The organism is Peptostreptococcus anaerobius 653-L, from assembly GCF_000178095.1.
In the GTDB taxonomy this organism is placed as follows: Bacteria; Bacillota; Clostridia; order Peptostreptococcales; family Peptostreptococcaceae; genus Peptostreptococcus; species Peptostreptococcus anaerobius.
Genome location: NZ_ADJN01000043.1, coordinates 85544 through 107859 on the forward strand (window position 1 = coordinate 85544; position 22316 = coordinate 107859).

Here is a 22316-nt window from a genome sequence, read left to right on the forward strand (position 1 = left end):
TTAAAATGGATTTCTTAAAATCTAAAAAAGGTATTTTTGTTTTCGGTATCATAGCTGGTATAGGTGCAGCCATACTAGCGGCTACTGGCAATCCTAAGAATATGGCATTTTGTATAGCTTGCTTTATCAGAGATTCAGCAGGTGCTATGAAGATGCACAATGCAGAGATTGTTCAGTATTTTAGACCTGAAATAGTAGGCTTGGTACTAGGGTCATTTATAATATCATTAGCTTCAAGAGAATACAGAGCAACAGCTGGTTCTTCACCAGTTATAAGATTCTTACTTGGTGTTATAATGATGATAGGTGCATTGGTATTCTTGGGTTGCCCACTTAGAATGGTCCTAAGAATGTCTGCCGGTGATATAAGTTCTTATATAGGTCTTATAGGATTTATCGGTGGTGTTGGCACAGGTGCTTATATGCTTAAAAAGGGATTCAGCTTGGGAAGATCTTATACTTGTAAAAAGGAAAATGGATATATATTCCCTGCAATCTTAGTATTCCTATTTATAATCAGCATTGCTACTAGCCTATTTGTGGTAAGTGTAAAAGGACCAGGTAGTATGTCCGCTCCAGTTGCCCTTTCTCTAGGTGTAGGACTTTTATTCGGAGTTATAGCTCAGAAGACTAGAATGTGTTTTGCAGGAAGTATAAGAGATATTATCCTACTTAAGGACTTCACTCTATTATCTGTAATAGGTGGTCTATTCCTTACTATGCTAGTTTACAATATAGCTACTGGCAACTTTAAGTTCGTTAGCTTCGGACCTATTGCCCATGCTCAGACTCTATGGAATATACTAGGTATGTATGTAGTAGGATTTGCAGCTGTTCTACTAGGCGGTTGCCCACTTAGACAGTTGATACTTTCTGGTTCTGGTTCTTCAGACTCAGTTGTAACAGTTCTAGGTATGTTTGTTGGATCTGCTATATGTCACAACTTTGGACTAGCAGCTAAGGGTGCAGCACTTAAAACTGCTGAAAAGGCAGCAGAAATAGGTGGACCTGGTCCTAATGGTAAGGTTGCAATTATTATTTGTATAGTTGTTCTATTTGTAATATCAGCTATAGGTATTATGAAAGAAAAGAAAGCTAGTAGATAAATAAGGAGGTAACTACTATGAGAGAAGTAGATGTAAGAGGTTTATCTTGCCCTGAACCAGTGATGATTGTTTCAGAAGAAATAAAAAAAGGGGATGAAATATTAGTTCTATCTAATGAAGCCCACAGCATGAAAAACATTGTTAGATTCTGCAAGTCAAATAACAGAACTGCAGAAGTAAAAGAAGTCGGCAATGAATATGAAATAAGAATAAAATAAGGACAAGACAATGGGAAAACAAAAATTTGTCCTAAGTTTTTATACAACTAACGAGGCTATGAGTGCTGAGTTTATCTGCAAGTCAAATGGCATCGACGGTAAGTTGATACCGGTTCCTAGACATATGTCTGCCGGCTGCGGTATGGCCTGGATGACAGACCTAGAGTTCAAGGATAGACTTATAGACCTTATAAACAATGAAGATATAGAATGGGAAGACAGTGCGGTTATAGAGATTTAGCTAGGTCTTGTTAATAAGAATAAAGGCATACATTAATAATAAGTTAATGTATGCCTTATTTTTGTATGCAAAAAAGCAGGTATCTATAATACACAAGTATATAAAATAACATATAATAAAACATCGGTGGCCAAATCCGACTAAGGACTTGACCACCGACGCTACATTATTTTTTTATTTTTAATTTGCAAATGACTTGTTTAACAAGATTTATTTTTCAGCTAATTTCTTGTAGCCTTCATATCTATCACGAGCATTTTCTTCAGCCATAGTGAATAGTTCTTCTGACTGTTCTGGGAACATCTTAGCTATTGAAGCATATCTGTTCTGACCCAATATGAACTCTCTGAATGATTCAGTTGGTTCCTTAGAATCAAGGATGAATGGGTTCTTACCTTCAGCCTTAAGTTCTGGGTTAAATCTGTATAGGTGCCAGTATCCAGCCTTAACTGCATCAGCTTCGTTTTCAACTGATTTACCCATACCCTTCTTAATACCGTGGTTGATACATGGAGCGTAAGCTATGATTAGAGATGGTCCATCATGCTTTTCAGCTTCTATTATAGCCTTAAGAACCTGGTTCTTATCAGCACCGATAGCAACCTGAGCAACGTATACGTTACCGTAAGTAGCAGCCATCATACCAAGGTCTTTCTTCTTAGATCTCTTACCTGAAGCAGCGAACTTAGCCATAGCAGCAGCTGGAGTAGCCTTAGAAGACTGTCCACCAGTATTTGAGTAAACTTCTGTATCGAATACAAGTACGTTTACATCTTCACCTGATGCAAGAACGTGGTCAAGTCCACCGTAACCGATGTCATATGCCCAACCGTCTCCACCAAGAATCCAGTTAGATCTCTTAACAAAGTAGTCTTTTAATTCTACAAGTGGCTTAACTACTTCTGGGAACTTACCTTCTCTATCTAAATCTTCAACTAAAGTTGTGAATACATTACTTGTAGCTATTGTAGTTTCACCGTTGAACATATTTTCAAGGTATGAATCAACAACATTCTTGTCATCTCCAGATACTAGTTCAGATAATTCCTTAGCTAGACCTTCTACCTTGCTTCTAAGCTGAGTAACAGCTAGGTACATACCATATCCATATTCAGCATTGTCTTCGAATAGTGAGTTTGCCCATGATGGACCCTTACCTTCGTGGTTAACTGTGTATGGAGTTGATGGAGCTGAAGCACCCCAGATTGAAGAACAACCTGTAGCATTTGCAACCATCATTCTTGGTCCAAATAACTGAGTAACAAGCTTCATGTAAGCTGTTTCACCACAACCAGCACAAGCACCTGAGAACTCAAGAAGTGGCTGTCTGAACTGTGATCCCTTTATAGTTGTAGCAGGCATTACATCTGGCTTAGCAGATACCTTAGAGAAGTCAGTTGCAAAGTACCAGTTTTCTTCCTGTACTTCCTTCTGTTCTTCCATTGGCTTCATAACAAGAGCCTTAGTCTTAGCTGGACATACGTCAGCACAGTTACCACAACCTGTACAGTCCATAGCAGATACCTGGATTCTGTACTGTAGGTTTTCTAAGCCCTTACCCATTGCCTTCTTAGTATTGAAGTTTTCTGGAGCATTCTTAGCTTCTTCTTCTGTTAATAAGAATGGTCTAATAGCAGCGTGTGGACATACTAATGAACACTGGTTACACTGGATACAGTTGTCTATCTGCCATTCAGGAACATCAACAGCTATACATCTCTTTTCGTATGCAGCAGTACCCTGAGGGAATCTACCGTCTTCTCTTCCTAAGAATGCAGATACTGGAAGTGAGTTACCTTCAACAGCTGTCATTGGTCTTAGGATATTCTTGATGAATTCTGGTTCGTTGTTATCAACTACTGCTTCTTCATCTGCAACGTCAGCCCAAGAAGCTGGAACATCTATCTTAACAAGAGCGTCTATACCCTTATCAACTGCAGCATAGTTCATGTTGACAACCTTGTCACCCTTCTTACCGTAAGTCTTCTTTATAGAATCCTTTAGGTATCCAACAGCATCTTCTACTGGTATTATATCAGCTAGTTTGAAGAATGCTGACTGACAGATCATGTTTATTCTGTTTCCTAGTCCTATTTCCTTAGCTATGTTAACAGCATCTATAGTGTAGAACTGGATGTCATTTCTAGCTATGTATCTCTTTAACTTAGCTGGTAAATGTTCTTCTATTTCTTCTGGTGACCAGATAGTGTTAAGTACGAATGTACCACCCTTTCTTAGTCCCTTGATTACATCATACTGATATACGTAGCTCTGCTTATGACATGCTATATAATCAGCTTCGTCAAGTAGGTAAGTAGCTCTGATTGGAGTATCACCGAATCTTAAGTGAGACATTGTTATACCACCAGACTTCTTAGAGTCATAGTCAAAGTAAGCCTGAGCGTACTTGTTAGTGTTGTCACCGATAATCTTGATAGCCTGCTTGTTAGCACCAACAGTACCGTCTGAGCCAAGACCCCAGAACTTACATCTTACAGTACCAGGAGCAGCAATCTTAACTTCTTCTGAAGAAGAGATTGAGTGGTTTGTAACATCATCTACTATTGATATAACGAATCTATCCTTAGGAACATCTGATACAAGGTTTTCGAATGCAGCGTTTAGGTCAGTTGGAGTAACGTCCTTTGAACCAAGACCGTATCTACCACCGATTACCATAGGAGCATTTTCCTTACCATAGTAAACATCCCTTACATCTAAGTATAGAGGTTCACCTATTGAACCTGGTTCCTTAGTTCTATCCATAACAACGATTCTCTCAACAGTCTTAGGCATCTTGTCTAAGAAATGCTTAACTGAGAAAGGTCTGTAAAGGTGTATCTTTAAGATACCGTATTTTCCGCCTCTAGCGTTTAATACATCTATTAATTCTTCAGCAGCTTCTGTAACAGAACCCATAGCTACCATTACATACTTAGCATCTTCTGCACCATAGTAATCAAATAGGCCATGTGGTCTGCCAGTTAACTCTGACATCTTGTTCATATATTTTTCAACTATTCCTACCATATCATCGTAGAACTTGTTAGATACTTCTCTTGTCTGGAAGTAAATATCAGGGTTCTGAGCAGTACCCCTAGTCATTGGATGGTTTGGAGAAAGTGAGTTATCTCTAAAGTCCTTAACTGCATCGAAGTTAAGAAGCTTAGCATAGTCTTCATTTTCCATTAATTCAACCTTCTGGATTTCGTGAGAAGTTCTGAATCCATCGAAGAAGTGAATGAAAGGTAATCTACCTTCTATTGCAGCCAAGTGAGCTACTGGAGCTATATCAGCTACTTCCTGTACCGATCCAGATGCTAGTAAACAACATCCTGTCATTCTCGCAGCCATAACGTCCTGATGGTCACCGAATATAGAAAGTGCCTGAGATGCAAGCGCACGTGCTGAAACGTGGAATACACCTGGTAATAATTCACCAGCAACCTTGTACATATTTGGTAACATCAAAAGAAGTCCCTGAGAAGCAGTATAAGTAGATGTAAGTGCACCACCAGCTAAAGAACCGTGGAAAGCACCTGCAGCTCCACCTTCAGACTGCATTTCAACAACCTTGACAACCTGACCGAATATGTTCTTTCTTCCCTGAGAAGCCCATTCGTCAACAACTTCTGCCATTGTTGAAGATGGTGTGATCGGATATATAGCAGCTACGTCTGTAAAGCAATATGATACGTGGGCAGCGGCTGTATTTCCGTCAACAGTTTTCAAAAATTTTGCCATTACTAATTCCTCCTTAAGAAATTTAAAAGTTAAGTATAATGTTTCTTGTATACAATATGAAACAAATAAATAAAATAACCTATCTTTACCTTACTTAACAATGTAAGCGTAAAATAAAAAAATAGAATTACCTTTATCATGAATTTATCTCATATTAAATTACAATTAAATAACTGAGAATTTATATCATTATTTCTAATAAAATAAATATAATTCAATTATCAAGCTTAATTATACTAGACTTATGAGAAAAAATCAATCATATTACAAAATAATCTTTGTCTAATTATAATCATATTATAGGTGCTTTGTTGACCATTTTTGCTTTACATTATTACACATAATCCGTCATTTAATTTCATATCTTATTATCACACCCTAATTAAAAATAATATGTAAATTAAGTAAAAACCTTTTTGAGTTTAATCTTTATTTTAAAGCTTTTGTAAAAAAAACAACCCCAACATAAGAAAAATATTATGTCGGGGTAGAACATATTTTGTGTAATTTTTATCATTTAATAAAGGCTAAGAGGATATCATCCTTCTTATCATCATCAACTGAGAAATGTTTAATGAGTTTGTCCAGCCTTTTTTTAATGGTTTTCTCGTCGCTATCTATATTATCAGATAAGAATTCGACTAGTCTTTCATGGCCAAATTCCTCATGTTCCTGATTCTTCATCTCAATTATACCATCAGTAAACATACACATAGCCTTGCACTTGTCTTTTGAAAAGTCTATCTCTATCTGCGAATACTGTTCATTGTTAATTATACCAATTGGGATACCCTTGGCATCAGTATCTATTTCAACATACTTGTTATCATTATCAAATATTATAGGTTGGTAGTGGCCTGCATTGGCAAGCTCCAACTTGTTTGTATTTTTATTGATAGCGCCAACCACTATGGTGGCATATGCACCCATATTATCAAACTCATTGTACAAGTTTTTATTTAATTTAGTTATTATTTCTTTAGGGTTTGCAACCTTTCTGACTAGAACTTCAAAAGCCCCCTTAATCAAGGCAACCATGTAGTTGGCGACTATACCATGCCCCATTACATCTGCCAATATAAATATAACCCTGTCATCTACAAGCATAGAGTGGTAAAAATCTCCACCTACGACCTTAGCTGGTTTCATAAAATAGAACAAGTCACGGTCTGCAAATTTTTTCAAACTGTTATTGTCCATTATCAGTTTTTGCTGGTGTTTTAGTACAACTAATTCATCATTTATGGCCTTGTTTTCCTCTAGTTTTTCGCTGTAATCATAGCTCTTAACACTAGTTGCAATCTGTTTAGCAAGAGCTCCAATTATATTGAAATCATCTTCAGTGTATACCTTATCACCCACTGCCAAAATTACTAACATTGATTTTGAATCAATTATGACCTTATAAAAAATCCTATTCGTATAGGACTTTCCATCAACCAAAACTTCACCATCTGTTTTGCCATAATCATATATTCTGTGGTCTTTTAAAATTATAGGCATCCTTGCTGCAAGACTATTTATAGCATTCTGGTCGTTGGCACATGTAAACTTCTGACCCATAGGACCACCATTTTCACCTATATCATAAATATTGACCATAGAAAACTTACTATCAGTAGTATCGGCTACGACATTTGCCATCTTTTGCAAATAGTAGAATATGTCTTGAGTTGAAAATAACCTTTTTGAAGCCTTATTTATATTTGTAATAGACTGCCTTAACTTGCCTATCAACTTATTTATACCATCATTCTTTTCAGTTATGGAAATTGAAAGCGACATCATTGACGCAACCTGAGTTATAAAGTCTATGTCATCTGGCTTGAGTTTTTCCTGGTCAGAAAGATAGCAGGTCATAAATCCGATTACCTTGTCGTTTATTATAAATGGAAAAATAGCCCTACCAATATAACCCTCGTTAATAGCTAGGTTCTCCTCACCCTTGGCTTTCTCATTTTTAAATATATCATCAACTATAACTACCTTCTTCTCTTCTACAGCCTCATGGATATAGTCCGGATACACAGAAAAATCTATCTTAGCTCCATACTCCTCGTTCTGCGGAAAAATCTTAGGTATATAGTTTAGGGTGGATGAGCATACTAGGTGGGCATAGTTGTAGTCATTGTTGTAGAATAAGTTCACACAAGCCTTAGTAGGATGTACTACAGCCAACATGTTATTAATAATCTGATCTTTTACTTCATAAAAGTTGTCTGACTGAGTAACTATTCTGGTAATCTCAACTAGACTCCTCATTCTCTTGTATTCATTCATAACCAAACCTCCCAAACTATAAACTAGTCTATCTCCACTTCCCTTAAAATAACAACGGTTATCACTTATGTAATATTATACGATAGTGTGTATGAAATTGTCAATCACTTGCCTTATAATGTATTTTTTAAAATACGCCTTAATAATTTAATTTTATAATAGGTCTTATTTTATGTTTTATTAGATTAAATATATATTTATTCGACATAATTATATGAATATTTTGTTTTTATATCTAGATTTTTTCGAATTTTTGATGTATCATTAAACTAGAGGTGATGTAGATGCAGTTTATTCATTTGGATTTACAAACTAGGTATAATATTTACACTCACACAAAGAGAGTTTTAAGAAAGTACCAAAAAGGTATTATTTCTGGAAAACTTACTTCGGATCAATTTGTAGACAATATGCTAAGAGATAAATCTATTGTTGAAATTTTAAATAGAATCCCTATTTCTTCAAAAGAATTTAGATCTACCTATAAGGATTACGTAGACAAGCTAATAGATATACAGAACGAGACTCTTGCAGCTAATAAGTATATGTCAAAAACGAACTCATCAAGTAAGGCTGAATACTCTAGCATATTTAAACTCAACAAATTACTTAAGGATAGCGGTTTCTACTTATCAATGCCAACGCAGTACCTATCTCAAAAAGACATAGAAAGTATAGAAAAATTTATCATGACCGGCAAAATTGATTTAGGTGAAGAGAAGATTTACCACTATGTTTGTAAATAAATAAAGAGGGGCTTTTGCCCCTCTTTATTTATTTTATCTGTTTTTTATATATAACAAACTAGTATTTAGTATCACATATTTATATATCACAAGCTCTTCTTTAATATAGGATAATATTTATATACCAGATCCATTTTCTTGGGCTGCATTTATGCCTGCTAGATAGGCTGTTGAGTATGCAATTTGAAGGTTATAACCTCCTGTAAAGGCATCAACATCTATAATCTCACCGCAAAAATAAAGATTTTTTACTATCTTTGACTCCATAGTAGATGGATTAATTTCTTTTACATTTATGCCACCTGATGTAACTATGGCTTCATCTATAGGTCTTGTTGACTTTATATGGAATTTTATAGATTTGATAAGACCCACCAAGTTATGTCTTTCTTGTCTAGTAATCTGGTGAACCAATTTTTTTCTATCTATTCCAGATTCATCAATTATATAGCCGATTATAGACTTCGGAAGCAACTTAACTAGCGAGTTTTCAAAATCCTTGTTAGAAAATTCTTCAAAATCCCTCTGCAATCTCTTATCTAATTTTTGAAATGAAAGGGCAGGTTTTAGGTCTAATTCAACCTCGTAATCACCCTTATCAGATATATAGCAAGATGCTGACTTAATGATTGGGCCATCTATTCCATAATCCCTAAATTCCAACTCACCAAAATCACTATATATAGGCTTAGCATTTTTTAAGAGTTTGATACTTACATTCCTCAAGTTTAGCCCCACCAAGTCACTACTAGGTCTAGGCATAGTCTCAAGCCCTACCAAGGAAGGACTAAGCTCTGTACAAGTATGTCCTAACTTCTTAGACATTTTATAGCCGTCTCCTGTTGAACCAGTAAGTGGATAGGACTTGCCACCAGTAGCTAGGATAATAGAGTCGCAAGATACAAGGTCATTTTCAGCAGTCCTAAGACCTAGTATGTTCTTATCTTTATCAACTTCTATAGATTTGACCCTATTGTTCAAAATCAACTTGACACCTGCATCCTTAATCATCCTATCAAATGTATTAACTACATCAATAGCCTTGTCGCTCTCAGGGAATACCCTCTGTCCCCTTTCGATCTTGATTTTAAGCCCGTATGACTTAAATAGGTCCATAGCCATGTCATTGGAAAATGAATAGATTCCACTGTACATAAAATTACCATTTTTGTAGATGTTTTTTATTATATCTTCAGGATCTTGGGCATTGGTTATATTACACCTACCCTTTCCTGTTATCCTTAGTTTCTTGCCTATAATTGGATTTCTTTCAAATATAGTCACATCTGCACCCGATTTTGCTGCATGATAGGCAGCCATCATACCGGCTGGTCCTGCACCAACAACCAAAACTTTCTTCATACTTGCCTCCTAGTCAATCCATCCAAAATGTTTACATGCATACTCTATGCCGTCATCATCTGCATCTTTTGTGACAAAGTCTGCAAGGTCCTTTAGAGAATCTACTGAGTTTCCCATTGCAATTTTGGTCCATTCAGGCCTAAACATTTTTATATCATTTGTATTATCTCCAAAAACAACTATATCCTCGTCCTTGATATCCATTATTTTCATCAGTTTCTTTATGCCCTTGGACTTATCATCTGGTTCTATTATTATATAGTGGTCAGAATACCTAGTGTAGGTAACATTCTTAAGACCTTCAAGCCTTGCCTCTTCTTCTAAATTGAGATATGCAAACCCCTTGTATATAGTATCATAGTCCCTGATATTCATATTTTCTACAATGGTTGTGTCCATATATGACTTTAGTCTAAGTATTTTTTCCATAGCATCTGGAAATGTCCTATCTTTTGTATACCACATCCTTGTATCGTCAAGGCATATACTCCAAGGTATATTTTTTTCTTCAAACTCATCGACAATGGATATTACCATATCCCTGTCAAGCGGTTCTATATCAACCTTTCCATCTACTACTAGACCATTTCCACCGTCTGTCACCATATTATTTATACCCAAGTCTTGGCAAAAGTCCTTGGCCATAACGTGCATCCTACCTGTGGCAATAGACACATAGTGGCCCTTGTCTTGTAGGGCTTTTATGGCTCTTCTTGTAGACTCAGGTACAACCCTAGGAAATCCAATAGCTATAGTATTGTCTATATCAAAGAAAAAATATTTTCTTTTTCCCATCCTAGATATCCTCTACCATTGCTATATAAGGAAGATTTCTGTACTTTTCATCATAGTCTATACCATAACCTACAATGAACTTATCTTCAATAGTAAATCCAACATAGTCTACATCAATATGTACCTTTCTTCTTTCAGGCTTGTCCAATAGAGTACATAGCTTTAATGACTTAGGATTTCTTGTCATTAGGGTATCATATAAGTTTCTAAGAGTAGCTCCTGAATCTATTATATCCTCAACTATAAGGACATTTTTTCCCTCTATATCAACGTCTAGGTCTTTTAGTATCTTCACTGTTCCTGAAGACTCTGTACCACTACCGTAACTAGAAACGCTCATAAAGTCTATATTTACATTTAAGTCTATCTTTCTCATAAGGTCAGCAACAAATACACTTGCCCCCTTTAATATACCTACAAGCAGTATATCCTGTCCTTCATAATCTTTCTGGATTTTTCCAGCAAGTTCTACAACCTTCTTTTCAATTTCTTCCTGACTTAGCATAGTCCCTGTAATCTGATACATATTTTTCTCCTTACTTTAATTATAATAGGTGAATTCCTGCTGCTGCACAGTCTTTTACCATGCCCTTTGGCCATATACCAACCTGCACCTCACCTATATGAGCCTTCCTTAGGAAGAATAGACAAATTCTTGACTGTCCTATACCTCCACCGATAGTATATGGTAGGTCACCATTTAATAGGTCTCTATGGTATTCAAATTTCTTTCTATCCTCTGCTCCTGCAATTTCAAGCTGTCTTTCAAGGGCTTCTTCATCAACTCTTATACCCATTGAAGACAACTCTATTACGTCATCTAGAACAGGGTTGTAGAATAGGAAGTCTCCATTCAAGTCCCAATCATCGTAGTCAGGAGATCTACCATCGTGTTTTTCACCTGATTCTAGGGCCTTTCCTATTCCTGTTAAGAATACAGCCTTGTGTCTTTTTACTATTTCTCTCTCTCTTTCCTTGGCTGTTAGGTTTGGCCATTCATCCTCTAGCTCCTGTGATGATACGAAAGTTATTTCATCTGGAAGAAGTGGTTCAAAGTCTGGATACTTAGATAATATAAAATCATCTGTCCTCTTAAATACATCGAATATTTTTCTTACAATCCACTCTAACTTTTCATAAGTCCTGTCTGATTTTTCTATATGGTATTCCCAGTCCCATTGGTCTACATAAAGAGAATGTAGGTTGTCTAGGTCTTCATCCTTTCTGATGGCATTCATATCTGTGTATATACCTTCATTTACAGGTATTTCATACTTCTTTATGGCTGTTCTCTTCCACTTTGCTAATGAATGTACTATCTCAGCCTTTTTATTTAAAAATGGAACTGTAAATGAAACTGGTGTTTCAATACCATTTAAATTATCATTAGTGCCTGTCTCTGGAAGAACAAATAGTGGAGATGATACTCTAAGTAGGTTTAACTCACTCGCTAGTTCATTCTGGAAAAAGTCCTTTAACTCCTTTATAGCTTTCTGTGTCTCTAAGACACCCATTTCGCATTTGTAATCTTTTGGTATTATCATTACCATAATACACATCCTCCTGTTTACTTTAATTTATATATGATCGACCTTGCTAGTTTGAGTTTAACTGTCACCGATAGTTTTGGTGAACAAACTACATATAAACTCAAATACCCTTGTGTATTAGTATACTATCTGGTCTACGCTCATAACTTTGTAATTTTTATATTGTTTGTAGGGTGTTTTAAAACCGGCTGATATCTGAGTTCTAATTGTAGATACCTGCTCTAAAAAATATGTGTTATATGCCTTGTCTGGCTTTGCAGACTTAGAATTAAGGGTTACCCCAAGCTGGGTAGCATACCTGATTATATGCGACCTAGGCTCTGCTCCAAGACCTGCTACCCTACCACCAAAGCCATAGTTGGTATTGAAAAAGCTAGAAATCTGTCCGTTAAGTAGATTATAATTTTCACTCATCCTACCAATCTGCTTTAGTCCATATATATCCATTATAAATTTAGTTGAATTTCTTTGAGATAGCTCAGCTATAATAAACTTATCACTAACCAACCTATTCAATAGCACTTCGTCTATGTCTCTGGATGTTGGATAGAAGTTTATATCATTTCCGTACTTAGAAATATACTTGCTGATCTCATTGGACACATATGCCTTCTTAGATATCCTGTCCATACCACTTGGGATTTTAATTTCTTCATATGGTGTATCTATCTTTGACGACTTGTCCCTAAGCTCAGCAAGAAGCTCTTGCTTATGGTCATGACCAAGTGACTCTTCATCAACTATACTGATAAACCTCTCTGCACCCAATGTTTTTGCTATATCGACTATTTCCTTGGCATCTGTCTTTTTTTCATAGTCAAGGGCTATATCAAAGTTTTCTGCTAGGTCTTTGACATCTTTACTTGAGAAAGCAGATATAGTTATTATATCCTTTCTAGCCCTGTCTAAACTTTTAATATAATGTATTATACCAGAATTTTCAGAAGAAACAACCAAAGTATTTATATTTTTATCATTTTTTATCTTATCAAATATTTTATTCATAGCCTGACTATCCATATCATCTGGTAAAATGCTATGACTTATGTCTAATTTTTCATCCTTATCATGTTTTTTCTGGTATTCATTATTCTTCACTAAGGCTTCAGCTGATGAATATTCATTGGGTTGAAGCTTCTCACTGTCGGTAAGTATCACCACTTTAGTAAATTTATCATCTTTTGTATCGACAATTTCTTTTTTCTTTTCCCCTGAACCACATGCTGTCAATGTAGCCATCAATACTAAACCTACCAGGGTAAATCTAATTTTCTTAAAAGTCATATCAACAATATACCTCCTAGTAAATTCTTGGGCTTAGGTATATAGACCTAACATATCCATAAGCAGAACCTGAATACTGGGGTTCAACTAAAAGACCCAATTCTTGATTGGCCCTATCCCTGATAGAAGAATCCTCATAGCATTCCTCTAAGGCAAAGCTCTTATCGTACATATATAAAGCTGTCTCTATTGCTATCTCAGTAGTAATCCCCTGCCTGCTCTCACTTAGTCCAGCTATTCTACCTTTCATATTCTTCTTGTCAAGAACTGATGAAACATTCTCGTCAAAATCTTTTCGTTTTAGGCTATGCATTTCTTTTTCAAGCCCTAGCTCTTTGGCTAGTATAAGAGAATCTTGGTCACTATTTATATCCGGTACTATATATCCCAATTTCAAGGCGTCCTTTAATATATCCCCCGTCAATTCTACCTCACTAGTATATACTGCTATTTCCTTGCCATTTTCTTTGACAAGCTTGTCAGTAACCTCATGTATCTTGCCTGATTTCACATCATTTATAGACATAGGCACTTCTACAAACTTGATTGATGACTGGTTGCAGTATTCTCTAGCTTCACTTAGGTCTAGATACTGTTCGGGGTCATTAGAATCTTTGTTGTATACATAGGCAAAAGTATTAGCTCCCATCTGGCTTGATAGGGTAGCTATGTGCCTTGCATTCCTTTTTTCATCAAGCTTCATATCAACCTCTATATTAATGTCCTTTCTAAGATTCCTACTGTCATCTTCCCTGGATTCCTGCATATCAGCCGCAATAGTTATTATACCTGGTAGCTTTTTCTTGACCTTGTCAAATACACTTATAAGACCCTTGTTTTTTGAAGATATAATCAAGACCTTAACATTTTTATCTATGCTATTTGCAATTTTGTCTATTTCTTTTTGTTCAAAATCACCCTTAACTGGTGGCAAGTAGTTTATCACAATATCTTTATTATTAAAATACTTGTTATCTATGTACTGGCCCTTAGGCATATAGACAGTTATCTTAGACTTTTTATTTGTATATTTTTCATTAGTTTGATCTTGCTTATTTCCTGAAGAACAAGCGCTTGTAAGTGCCAATATAGAGCAAAGAATCAAACTAGAAACACATTTTTTCATTTACTTCCTCCTAACCCTCATATCCATTTGGGTTTTGTTTTTGCCAGTTCCAAGAATCTCTACACATATCATATATATCATACTTGGCTGTCCATCCTAACACCTTTGAAGCTTTTGTAGAATCCGCATAAGAGACTGCAGCATCCCCTGGTCTTCTAGGACAAACCTTATAAGCTATATCAATACCTGATGCCTTTGAAAAGGCCTCAATAAGCTCGTACACACTGTATCCCTTACCTGTTCCAAGGTTTATATGTTGTAGACCGAATCCACCCTCTAGAAGCTTTTCTATTGCATTTACATGGCCACTCGCTAGGTCTAAAACATGGATATAGTCCCTAACACCTGTTCCATCCTTGGTATCATAGTCATCTCCAAATACATTTAGATATGGTAATTCACCCAGGGCAACTTTGGTCATATATGGCATTATATTGGCTGGAATTCCTGTACTCTCCTCACCAATCAAACCAGACTCATGGGCACCTATAGGATTGAAGTATCTCAATATAGCAATTGAATAGCTATCGTCAGCATTATAAAGATCCTCTAATATCTGTTCACCCATCACCTTAGTGCTTCCATATGGATTCACACTAGTTCTTGGGTAGTCTTCCTTGACAGGTAGGTGTTTTTCTTCTACTACACCGTAAACAGTTGCAGAAGATGAAAATACAATCTTCTTTACATCATACTTGTCCATCAGCTTCAAGGTATTGATCAATGAAAACAAGTTGTTATCATAGTACTTTATTGGATTCTTTACAGAGTCTCCCACAGCCTTGTAGGCTGCAAAATCCACCAATATGTCTATATTGTTTTCTTTGAAAACCCTCTCGAAATCTTCATTCCTAGTATCAACCTTATAAAATTTAGGCCTCTTACCACTTATTTTTTCTATTCTATCAATAACTAATTCATAGCTATTAGAAAGGTTGTCTGCTATTATTACGTCATAGCCTCTATTTATCAATTCTACAGCAGTATGACTTCCTATATAGCCAGCACCACCTGCTAATAATATGCTCATTCTTCCCCTCCTAAATCATTTTACTTGCAATATCAGAATCAACTATTTCAATTAAATTATCTTCATCCATTTTTGAATCGCCCAAAATCAACCTATCTAGGTCAACTTCCCTATAGATTACGCTTTTTTGTCTCTCTTCAAAATCACATAACCTATATTCTTTGTTTAATATATCATTTATAATCACTATCTATATCCTCCAGTATAATAAAAGTCGCTGTCAACCTTCATTTTTCCAAACTTCATCAATGAATATAAATCATCTATAACGTCTTTTCTTAAAATTTTAGAATCTTTGTCTACACTAAACTGCCTAAATACATGGGCTGACTTTATCCTATCCATCATCTCTAGCTTTACCTCATCCTCATCCAATGTCATATAATTTGAATAGATGTTTTCATATATTTCAAATACTTTTTTGACAGTTCTTGATACATAGTGAGGCAGTAAATTGTATATTAGGTGACTAAGCTTCTTGTAGGATAAGTCACAATAAAAATCCAACTGGTATAACTCAGACTCTTTCATTCTCTTGGCAACCGACTTTCTCATTTCTAAAGGGAGAAATAATTGGTTTACATTTTCCATGCACTTTATAATTTCAAAAATATCTTCTTTTATGTCATTTCTTATCTCAAAAAAGAGTCTTTCAAGCCTTTCTAACTGTGAGAGATCACATGATTTTCTAAGTGACCTAAAGTAGTTTAATTCATTAGTTTCAAGTATTTCAGCCATATATACTGAAGTTAAGTCTATACTCTCCAACCTATCATGAAGGTCTAAATACAGGTCATTGATAAAATTTATCTTGTCAACGCTAGTGATATCCCTGTCAGCCATATATTGGTACTTGCTATTCATAGCGTATATATGACCGTAAAAATTAAATACGATCATATCGGATATAGATTTTATCCAATTTTCATATACCTCGTCCATACCTACAGAATCCAGAAGGGTCCTTTGATACTCAGAAAAAATTTCCTCAGATAAATCTTTCAATAAACTTTTTCTAATGTTAATTACAATATATTTATCCTTATATTTGATTTGTGTCTCAACATAAAAGTCTATATCACTGTCCTTATCATCTATAACTGAAATATCAGATACCAAGTTTTTCTCAATATCAAGAACGCACTTATCGTAAGACTTGTATATACCAATCCTATCTTGATCTACCTTGATAAAGAATGGCCTATACTCTTTTGTATAGCCTATGTACTCATTTGATACAGGCTTTATCCTATCAAACCCAATCTCTTGAGCATTTTTGTCATTTAAATATATATTATACACATCCTGACCATCATAAACAATATAATAGCCATCTCCTATATCCAACTTTGTAAATTCATGGATACTTTTGCATATAACTTCTTTTTTGGACTTCTTCTCATACATGACAAAGAGATCTTCATGCCTTATAAGGTACATATGCTTTTGTAGGTAGTCATTGGAGTTCATGATTCCACTCACCTTACAAAATACAATAGGGTCATTCTTAGGTAAAAATCCCAACTTGAAGTTTTCATTTACCAGTTCATCAAAATTTGAAGGTATAAAATCGTTGATTCTCTTGGTAATAAAAGATATCTTCCTGCTAACTTTAGACTCTCTATCACTATAGAAATAACCCTTTATAGTCAGCCTATCTTCATCTAGGCAATATGCCTCAATATCCTTGTAAGAAAACTCAAACCTCTTGTCCCAACTATTGAATACAAACCTCTTGTCTGCCCTTTCAAAAGTTCCTGCATAAGCCTCTCTTGAATCTATAGTTACAATAGCCGACTTGTCCTCAAAGTCAAATATCATTTCATCAAGTCCATCATTTATCTGTGCAAACTCTTCCATATCCAAAACCATAAGCAGGTTGGTAAATATGTTAGAAGTCTGTCCATCTTCTGATACATAAAAATTGATACTAGGAGATACGATGTTTATATTATCCCCATCAACCTCTGCTTTTAATTTAATCTTGCTTTCTGTATAGGAATACTCTAGGTGGTCTTGTTCAGCTTCCTTTAAACAATCAACCTTGGAAATATAAATATTTCCAAGGTTTGTTAAGTGTAGGCATTTATCCTCTAATTTATAGTCTTCAATTCCACTTAGGGCAAATCCTGATTCAGCAACAAAAATCACTTTTTCTGAATCTGACAAAAGATTACCCCCTTATTGCTTACTTTTTAATCCCGCTTCGTAAATTTCGTCTAAGTTAGAAATATATCCAGCATTTTTGCCACTCGATACAATTTGATTTTTCAAATCATTATAGTCAGTTTTAAGTTGTTCGGATGTCAACTTAGGAATCCTTGTTTCAAATGCTTTAATTTTAAGGTCATAGTACTTGTTCTGGGCAGATATATAATTCTGTATGCCCTTTGCACCTATTCTACTTGATTCAGCTGCAGCCTGGTTGTAATCGAAATACTCACCAACCTTCAACATATAGTAGCCAGCATTTCTTACGACAACAGGGTTAACTCCTCTTGCCTTAAAATTATTGGCAACGGATTCTGCACCATCTTTGTCCTTTGTAGCCCCTACAAATACTGTATAGTAACGACCCTTATTCTTGTACTCATCTGCTTGCCTATCTAATTCTGAAGCCTGCTTTGTTATAGAATCCTCTTCTTCTATCTTAGAGTTCTTCTTTGCAAGTTCCTTTGTATCAACTTCATCACCCTGGTCCTTAGTTGAACCCTTAGTCTTGTCTTGTGACCTCTTGTCAGCCTTCATCTGGCTTGTCTTGTTTGTCTCTGAAACACTAGGCGTTGAAAAGTTCTTTATTACATGAGTATATCCAAAGAATACCACCAACATAAGGGCTATAACTATTACCGAATCCCTCACTATCTTACCCTTTGTATATCCAGGTTCATCATCAGATTTTATCTTTGAAAACATACTAGTTATACCAGATTGTAGTTTTGATTTTGTATCTTCTTCACTGTCTTCAAGTACATGAGTATTTTTTGAGTCCTTTTTAGAGAATATGTTCTTAGGCTCATCGTATTCAAATTCATCTATTTCCCTATCCTTGCTGTACTTCTTAAGCTCTCTTTCAACCTTTTTGCTTGCCATTTTTTCCCTGAAAGCATCATATTTGTCCTTTAGGCCAAATATACCAGTATCCTCAAAATCATCTTCAAAGTCTTCATCTTCTTCTATTTCAGACTCTTCATATGTATCAAGGTCCTTTTGGGGTTCATTGGATGTCCTATCTTCTTCAAGGTCAAGTGACTTGTTTAGCTTATTTGACTCTATTTTTGCTATGTCCTTACTTTCAAGTTTCTTTGACCTTACCTTGTCTTCACCTGTCATAGATATCATATCTTCAAGTTCTTTAAACTCTTCTTCAGTAGGATTCTCTTCAGTAAAATCTTCCTTAGTAGAATCTTTTTTGATATCTTCATTGTCACCAGCCTTACTTACCTTGCAAGTCTTAACTCCATTTTTGTATATGATATCTTCTTCCTTTACAAATACATCGGAGTTTCCAAAGTAAGGAGCCATGATATTATTTTTTAGGTTTTCTGCTATATTTCTTTCATCCTTTAATTTATCAAGTTCTTTTTTACTCTGAACATTTTCCTTGTTCTCACTCTTTTGTCTCAACTTTAGAATTGCAACTGCACTCTGGTCCTGAATTTCTTTTTGGTTTGACCTGAACTTTTCATCTGTTGAATATGGTTCTTGAACATCTTCTTCATCTTGTTCCTCATCATATTCCTCATCAGATTCTTCATATTCATCATCCTTTTTAGCAAAAAATGATCCTATCTTAGACAAGAATGATGTCTTATCGTCTTCATCGTAGTCTTCATCATAGTCTTCGTCATATTCTTCGTCGTATACTTCTTCTTCCTCATCATCATAGTATTCATCGTCATAATCTTCATCTTCAGTATCAATCTTGTTGAAGAACTTAGCAAAACCAAACAGCTTCTTTCTAGGTCTTTCGTCTTCATCAAATTCATCATCTTCATACTGGTATATAGAATCCACTTCTTCTGCGATAGTTCCGTTACCACTGAAAGATTCTACCAATCTCAGGTACTGAGTTGTAGACAATTCATCTTCGTCTGGGCTCATACTCTCTCCAAAGAAGTTGCTATTTTCCATGTTAAAGTCACACTTTACTATACTCTGACACTCCAGCCAAGTCCTTTTGTCCATGAAAGTATTATCTCTAACCAATCTCTCAACGATCTCTTTGAACTGACTTTCACCGATTTTACCTGCTACAAATAATCTGAAAGTATTAGCAAATAACCTTCTATTGTCAGCAGAAACATAGTCCATCAATAATACAACGCATGAAACATATTCCTTATATTCTTCTGAGAAGAGATAAGACATCTCGCTCATTTTTTCCATTTCAGATGTCTTTCTATGTACATCATTAATTTTAACAAGTACCTCAGGAGCGCTAAGCATTGAAACATACTTTATAAAGCTCATACTCTTATGTTCATCAGCTAGTTCTTCGCTACCAACCTGCTCTTCATCAACCAAGGCTTCATCCTTGAACTCTCTCTTTTCTTTTGTCGCATTAAAAAGAATTGAATTTATTTCATTAAAAATTTCATTCATTATATCTATTTTAGCTGACTCTGTACTCATTTCAAGAATCGGACTATACTTGTCTACATCCAGAGAGATAACATTAATTACCATACCAAGAATGTCCTTATAAAGGTTAAGTATTTTATAGTCATTTTCTATTTTTTCTATTCTTTTAAATCCAGTATTCTTATCATAAGACAAAAATATCTTCTTGTCCTTTTCATTGAGTACCTTATTGCCGTTCTTCATAGCATTGTTAACATACTTTCTTGAACTATCAGTTATGTTTTCAATACTCTTATCAACTGTTTCTGTACTAAATATTACATCGTTCTGGATCCATACTTCAAGTATAGATTCCAACTTTTTAATTATTGATTTATAGAAAATAATATTATATCTCAACAACTCTATATATTTTTTTTCATCTTTATTTACTTTTTCATACTTATTCTTCAAAGCCTTGTCAAGATCTGAATTGACTTTAGACTTGTCTACTATAAAATGTTCATCTACTTCTCTTACCGCTTCTTTTATAAGACTTTTTCCAATGTTATTCAAAGTATTCACTCCTTATTTATATTAGTGCTGTGCACACAAATTCATATTTTAATAATAATATATTTTTGGTATAATACTTTAGTAAAAGTTTTTACAGTAAATATACCAAATTACATACTTATAATTATTATACCATAAATTATAGATAAGCTCTGCATATTTCACAAAATAATAGGTATAATTAAACAATATATATACGAGGAGGACTAGATTATGTTTGACATTAAGATTTTTGAAAATTTAACACTTGAGGAAAAGTACCAAAGTATGCTATCAGCCCTAAGAGGACTAGTTGATAACAGCGACTCTCAGACAGCAAAGTTGGCCAATTCATCAGCACTGATAAATGCTCTTGTAGGTAGACTAAATTGGTGCGGATTCTATCTGGATAACAAAAAGGAATTAGAACTTGGCCCATTCCAAGGTATGCCAGCCTGCACAAAAATACCTTACGACAAGGGTGTCTGTGGTAAATGCTATTCAACTAAGGAAACAATTAGGGTTGATGACGTCAATGCCTTTCCTGGTCACATAGCCTGTGATGCTGCATCAAATTCTGAACTTGTTATACCTATTATTGTAGGAGAAAAGTGTGTAGGCCTACTAGATATGGATAGTGCTGAACTATCTAGGTTTACTCAACTAGAGGAAAAATACTTGAAGGAAGCAGTAAAGCTAATAGAAAAATATGTCTTCTAATTTATAAATTATAGCTTCATTTTTTATTATTTGTGACTATGTATATATTATATACTCTTGAAAATACATCTATAAGAATGGTAGAATATATACATTCAATAATTTAAAAGGGGGTAAAGTTTATGAATTTCAAAAAAATTTCATCTCTTTGTATTGCAAGTATACTGGGATTATGTCTTTTCACAGTCAGATCCATTGGTGGCACAAACTCAATAGATTCTAAGGTCTTAAATGCTCATAAAAACAAAAAAGACTACAAGGCCCCTAAATCCAAGGCAAATAATTTTGTACAAGCCAGGGTGGTCAAGGTTGTAGATGGAGACACAATCTCTGTTAGTATTTCAGGTAAGGTCCATAAAATCAGGATGGTCGGTGTTGATACACCTGAAACAGTCCACCCTAAAAAACCAGTTCAATACTATGGAAAAGAGGCAAGTAACTATGCAAAGTCCAAACTTACAGGAAAAACAGTATACCTACAAAAAGATGTAAGGGATACAGATAAATACGGTAGGTTGTTAAGATATGTATGGATTCAAAGACCATCATCTAATAATCCTAGCAAAAATGAAGTAATATCTATGATGTACAATGCTCAGCTAGTAAAAAACGGATATGGTCATGTATACACTTATCCACCTGATGTAAAATACATCCCTATTTTCAGAGAACTTGAATCCCTAGCTAGAAAAAATAATATAGGTCTTTGGAAGAAATCTAATACAAATCCAAAACCTATTGAAAAACCAAAGACTACTGTAAAACCAAAGACTACTGCAAAACCAAACGTATCTTCAAAACCTAAAAACACACAGGTTAAAACTCAGGGCAAGGGGCCTGTTAGGGCTAATAAAAGAACCAACATATACCATATGCCTGGTGATAGGTACTACAATAAAATCAGCCCAAAAAATATAATATACTTTAGGAACCCTCAAGAAGCAGAATCTGCTGGATATAAGCACTCTAAAGTTTAAATAAATAAGGCAGGACCTA

The 22316-nt window shown here is 35.0% G+C and carries 18 protein-coding genes; 6 read left to right on the forward strand and 12 right to left on the reverse strand.

Annotated features, from left to right (window positions below):
• Nucleotides 1-5 precede the first annotated feature (5 nt).
• From yedE to HMPREF0631_RS04860, 3 genes are read left to right on the forward strand one after another with little or no spacing between them, the layout of a single operon-like run.
• Complete coding sequence (gene yedE, locus HMPREF0631_RS04850) at nucleotides 6-1106, forward strand: YedE family putative selenium transporter (protein ID WP_002843775.1); 1101 nt, start codon at nucleotides 6-8, stop codon at nucleotides 1104-1106.
• Between the two features lie 17 nt (nucleotides 1107-1123).
• Complete coding sequence (locus HMPREF0631_RS04855) at nucleotides 1124-1324, forward strand: sulfurtransferase TusA family protein (RefSeq protein WP_002843828.1); 201 nt, start codon at nucleotides 1124-1126, stop codon at nucleotides 1322-1324.
• Nucleotides 1325-1334: 10 nt separating this feature from the next.
• Nucleotides 1335-1565 carry a DUF3343 domain-containing protein gene (locus HMPREF0631_RS04860; protein ID WP_002843849.1) on the forward strand — a complete coding sequence of 77 codons (231 nt, stop codon included), beginning with the start codon at nucleotides 1335-1337 and terminating at the stop codon, nucleotides 1563-1565.
• 210 nt (nucleotides 1566-1775) lie between these two features.
• Here HMPREF0631_RS04860 and nifJ read toward each other — a convergent pair whose 3' ends face one another.
• The gene (gene nifJ, locus HMPREF0631_RS04865) at nucleotides 1776-5309 is read right to left on the reverse strand and encodes a pyruvate:ferredoxin (flavodoxin) oxidoreductase (RefSeq protein WP_002843764.1); all 3534 of its coding nucleotides are present in this window, start codon (nucleotides 5307-5309) and stop codon (nucleotides 1776-1778) included.
• Nucleotides 5310-5822: 513 nt separating this feature from the next.
• Nucleotides 5823-7589 (reverse strand): GAF domain-containing SpoIIE family protein phosphatase, encoded by a 1767-nt coding sequence (locus tag HMPREF0631_RS04870; protein WP_002843738.1) that lies wholly within the window; start codon nucleotides 7587-7589, stop codon nucleotides 5823-5825.
• 284 nt (nucleotides 7590-7873) lie between these two features.
• Between HMPREF0631_RS04870 and HMPREF0631_RS04875 the strand changes: the two genes are divergently transcribed.
• Nucleotides 7874-8335: a hypothetical protein gene (locus HMPREF0631_RS04875; RefSeq protein ID WP_002843843.1), complete on the forward strand. Its 462-nt coding sequence runs from the start codon at nucleotides 7874-7876 to the stop codon at nucleotides 8333-8335.
• A 117-nt stretch (nucleotides 8336-8452) separates the two neighbouring features.
• On the opposite strand, the gene HMPREF0631_RS04880 is transcribed toward HMPREF0631_RS04875, so the two are convergent.
• The 10 genes from HMPREF0631_RS04880 to HMPREF0631_RS04920 form a co-directional block, all read right to left on the reverse strand.
• Nucleotides 8453-9697, reverse strand: coding sequence for a BaiN/RdsA family NAD(P)/FAD-dependent oxidoreductase (locus HMPREF0631_RS04880; RefSeq protein WP_002843790.1), 1245 nt, complete (start codon nucleotides 9695-9697; stop codon nucleotides 8453-8455).
• A 9-nt stretch (nucleotides 9698-9706) separates the two neighbouring features.
• Nucleotides 9707-10492: an HAD-IIB family hydrolase gene (locus HMPREF0631_RS04885; RefSeq protein ID WP_002843819.1), complete on the reverse strand. Its 786-nt coding sequence runs from the start codon at nucleotides 10490-10492 to the stop codon at nucleotides 9707-9709.
• A gap of 1 nt (nucleotide 10493) precedes the next feature.
• Nucleotides 10494-11018, reverse strand: coding sequence for a hypoxanthine phosphoribosyltransferase (gene hpt, locus HMPREF0631_RS04890; protein WP_002843759.1), 525 nt, complete (start codon nucleotides 11016-11018; stop codon nucleotides 10494-10496).
• Nucleotides 11019-11037: 19 nt separating this feature from the next.
• A complete protein-coding gene (gene asnA / locus HMPREF0631_RS04895) occupies nucleotides 11038-12042 on the reverse strand; it encodes an aspartate--ammonia ligase (RefSeq protein ID WP_002843785.1) in 1005 nt (334 codons plus the stop codon).
• Nucleotides 12043-12159: 117 nt separating this feature from the next.
• Nucleotides 12160-13326: a DUF3798 domain-containing protein gene (locus HMPREF0631_RS04900; RefSeq protein ID WP_002843821.1), complete on the reverse strand. Its 1167-nt coding sequence runs from the start codon at nucleotides 13324-13326 to the stop codon at nucleotides 12160-12162.
• A 16-nt stretch (nucleotides 13327-13342) separates the two neighbouring features.
• Nucleotides 13343-14452 (reverse strand): DUF3798 domain-containing protein, encoded by a 1110-nt coding sequence (locus HMPREF0631_RS04905; RefSeq protein ID WP_002843795.1) that lies wholly within the window; start codon nucleotides 14450-14452, stop codon nucleotides 13343-13345.
• A 10-nt stretch (nucleotides 14453-14462) separates the two neighbouring features.
• Nucleotides 14463-15482 carry a UDP-glucose 4-epimerase GalE gene (gene galE, locus HMPREF0631_RS04910; protein ID WP_002843809.1) on the reverse strand — a complete coding sequence of 340 codons (1020 nt, stop codon included), beginning with the start codon at nucleotides 15480-15482 and terminating at the stop codon, nucleotides 14463-14465.
• 10 nt (nucleotides 15483-15492) lie between these two features.
• Nucleotides 15493-15669, reverse strand: a complete 177-nt coding sequence (locus HMPREF0631_RS10000) for a hypothetical protein (protein WP_002843747.1) — start codon at nucleotides 15667-15669, stop codon at nucleotides 15493-15495.
• Nucleotides 15669-17651: a hypothetical protein gene (locus HMPREF0631_RS04915; protein ID WP_002843756.1), complete on the reverse strand. Its 1983-nt coding sequence runs from the start codon at nucleotides 17649-17651 to the stop codon at nucleotides 15669-15671. The genes HMPREF0631_RS10000 and HMPREF0631_RS04915 overlap by 1 nt, the downstream gene beginning before the upstream one ends.
• A 12-nt stretch (nucleotides 17652-17663) precedes the next feature.
• A complete protein-coding gene (locus tag HMPREF0631_RS04920) occupies nucleotides 17664-20630 on the reverse strand; it encodes a sporulation and cell division repeat protein (RefSeq protein WP_242821662.1) in 2967 nt (988 codons plus the stop codon).
• Between the two features lie 204 nt (nucleotides 20631-20834).
• Between HMPREF0631_RS04920 and HMPREF0631_RS04925 the strand changes: the two genes are divergently transcribed.
• Both HMPREF0631_RS04925 and HMPREF0631_RS04930 read left to right on the forward strand, forming a co-directional pair.
• A complete protein-coding gene (locus tag HMPREF0631_RS04925; RefSeq protein ID WP_002843848.1) occupies nucleotides 20835-21320 on the forward strand; it encodes a GAF domain-containing protein in 486 nt (161 codons plus the stop codon).
• Between the two features lie 122 nt (nucleotides 21321-21442).
• The gene (locus HMPREF0631_RS04930) at nucleotides 21443-22297 is read left to right on the forward strand and encodes a thermonuclease family protein (protein ID WP_002843779.1); all 855 of its coding nucleotides are present in this window, start codon (nucleotides 21443-21445) and stop codon (nucleotides 22295-22297) included.
• Nucleotides 22298-22316 lie beyond the last annotated feature (19 nt).

Coding starts and splice junctions, on each gene's coding strand:
- yedE (WP_002843775.1), top strand. CDS start 6: ATGGATTTCTTAAAATCTAAAAAAGGTATTTTTGTTTTCGGTATCATA.
- HMPREF0631_RS04855 (WP_002843828.1), top strand. CDS start 1,124: ATGAGAGAAGTAGATGTAAGAGGTTTATCTTGCCCTGAACCAGTGATG.
- HMPREF0631_RS04860 (WP_002843849.1), top strand. CDS start 1,335: ATGGGAAAACAAAAATTTGTCCTAAGTTTTTATACAACTAACGAGGCT.
- nifJ (WP_002843764.1), bottom strand. CDS start 5,309: ATGGCAAAATTTTTGAAAACTGTTGACGGAAATACAGCCGCTGCCCAC.
- HMPREF0631_RS04870 (WP_002843738.1), bottom strand. CDS start 7,589: ATGAATGAATACAAGAGAATGAGGAGTCTAGTTGAGATTACCAGAATA.
- HMPREF0631_RS04875 (WP_002843843.1), top strand. CDS start 7,874: ATGCAGTTTATTCATTTGGATTTACAAACTAGGTATAATATTTACACT.
- HMPREF0631_RS04880 (WP_002843790.1), bottom strand. CDS start 9,697: ATGAAGAAAGTTTTGGTTGTTGGTGCAGGACCAGCCGGTATGATGGCT.
- HMPREF0631_RS04885 (WP_002843819.1), bottom strand. CDS start 10,492: ATGGGAAAAAGAAAATATTTTTTCTTTGATATAGACAATACTATAGCT.
- hpt (WP_002843759.1), bottom strand. CDS start 11,018: ATGTATCAGATTACAGGGACTATGCTAAGTCAGGAAGAAATTGAAAAG.
- asnA (WP_002843785.1), bottom strand. CDS start 12,042: ATGGTAATGATAATACCAAAAGATTACAAATGCGAAATGGGTGTCTTA.
- HMPREF0631_RS04900 (WP_002843821.1), bottom strand. CDS start 13,326: ATGACTTTTAAGAAAATTAGATTTACCCTGGTAGGTTTAGTATTGATG.
- HMPREF0631_RS04905 (WP_002843795.1), bottom strand. CDS start 14,452: ATGAAAAAATGTGTTTCTAGTTTGATTCTTTGCTCTATATTGGCACTT.
- galE (WP_002843809.1), bottom strand. CDS start 15,482: ATGAGCATATTATTAGCAGGTGGTGCTGGCTATATAGGAAGTCATACT.
- HMPREF0631_RS04925 (WP_002843848.1), top strand. CDS start 20,835: ATGTTTGACATTAAGATTTTTGAAAATTTAACACTTGAGGAAAAGTAC.
- HMPREF0631_RS04930 (WP_002843779.1), top strand. CDS start 21,443: ATGAATTTCAAAAAAATTTCATCTCTTTGTATTGCAAGTATACTGGGA.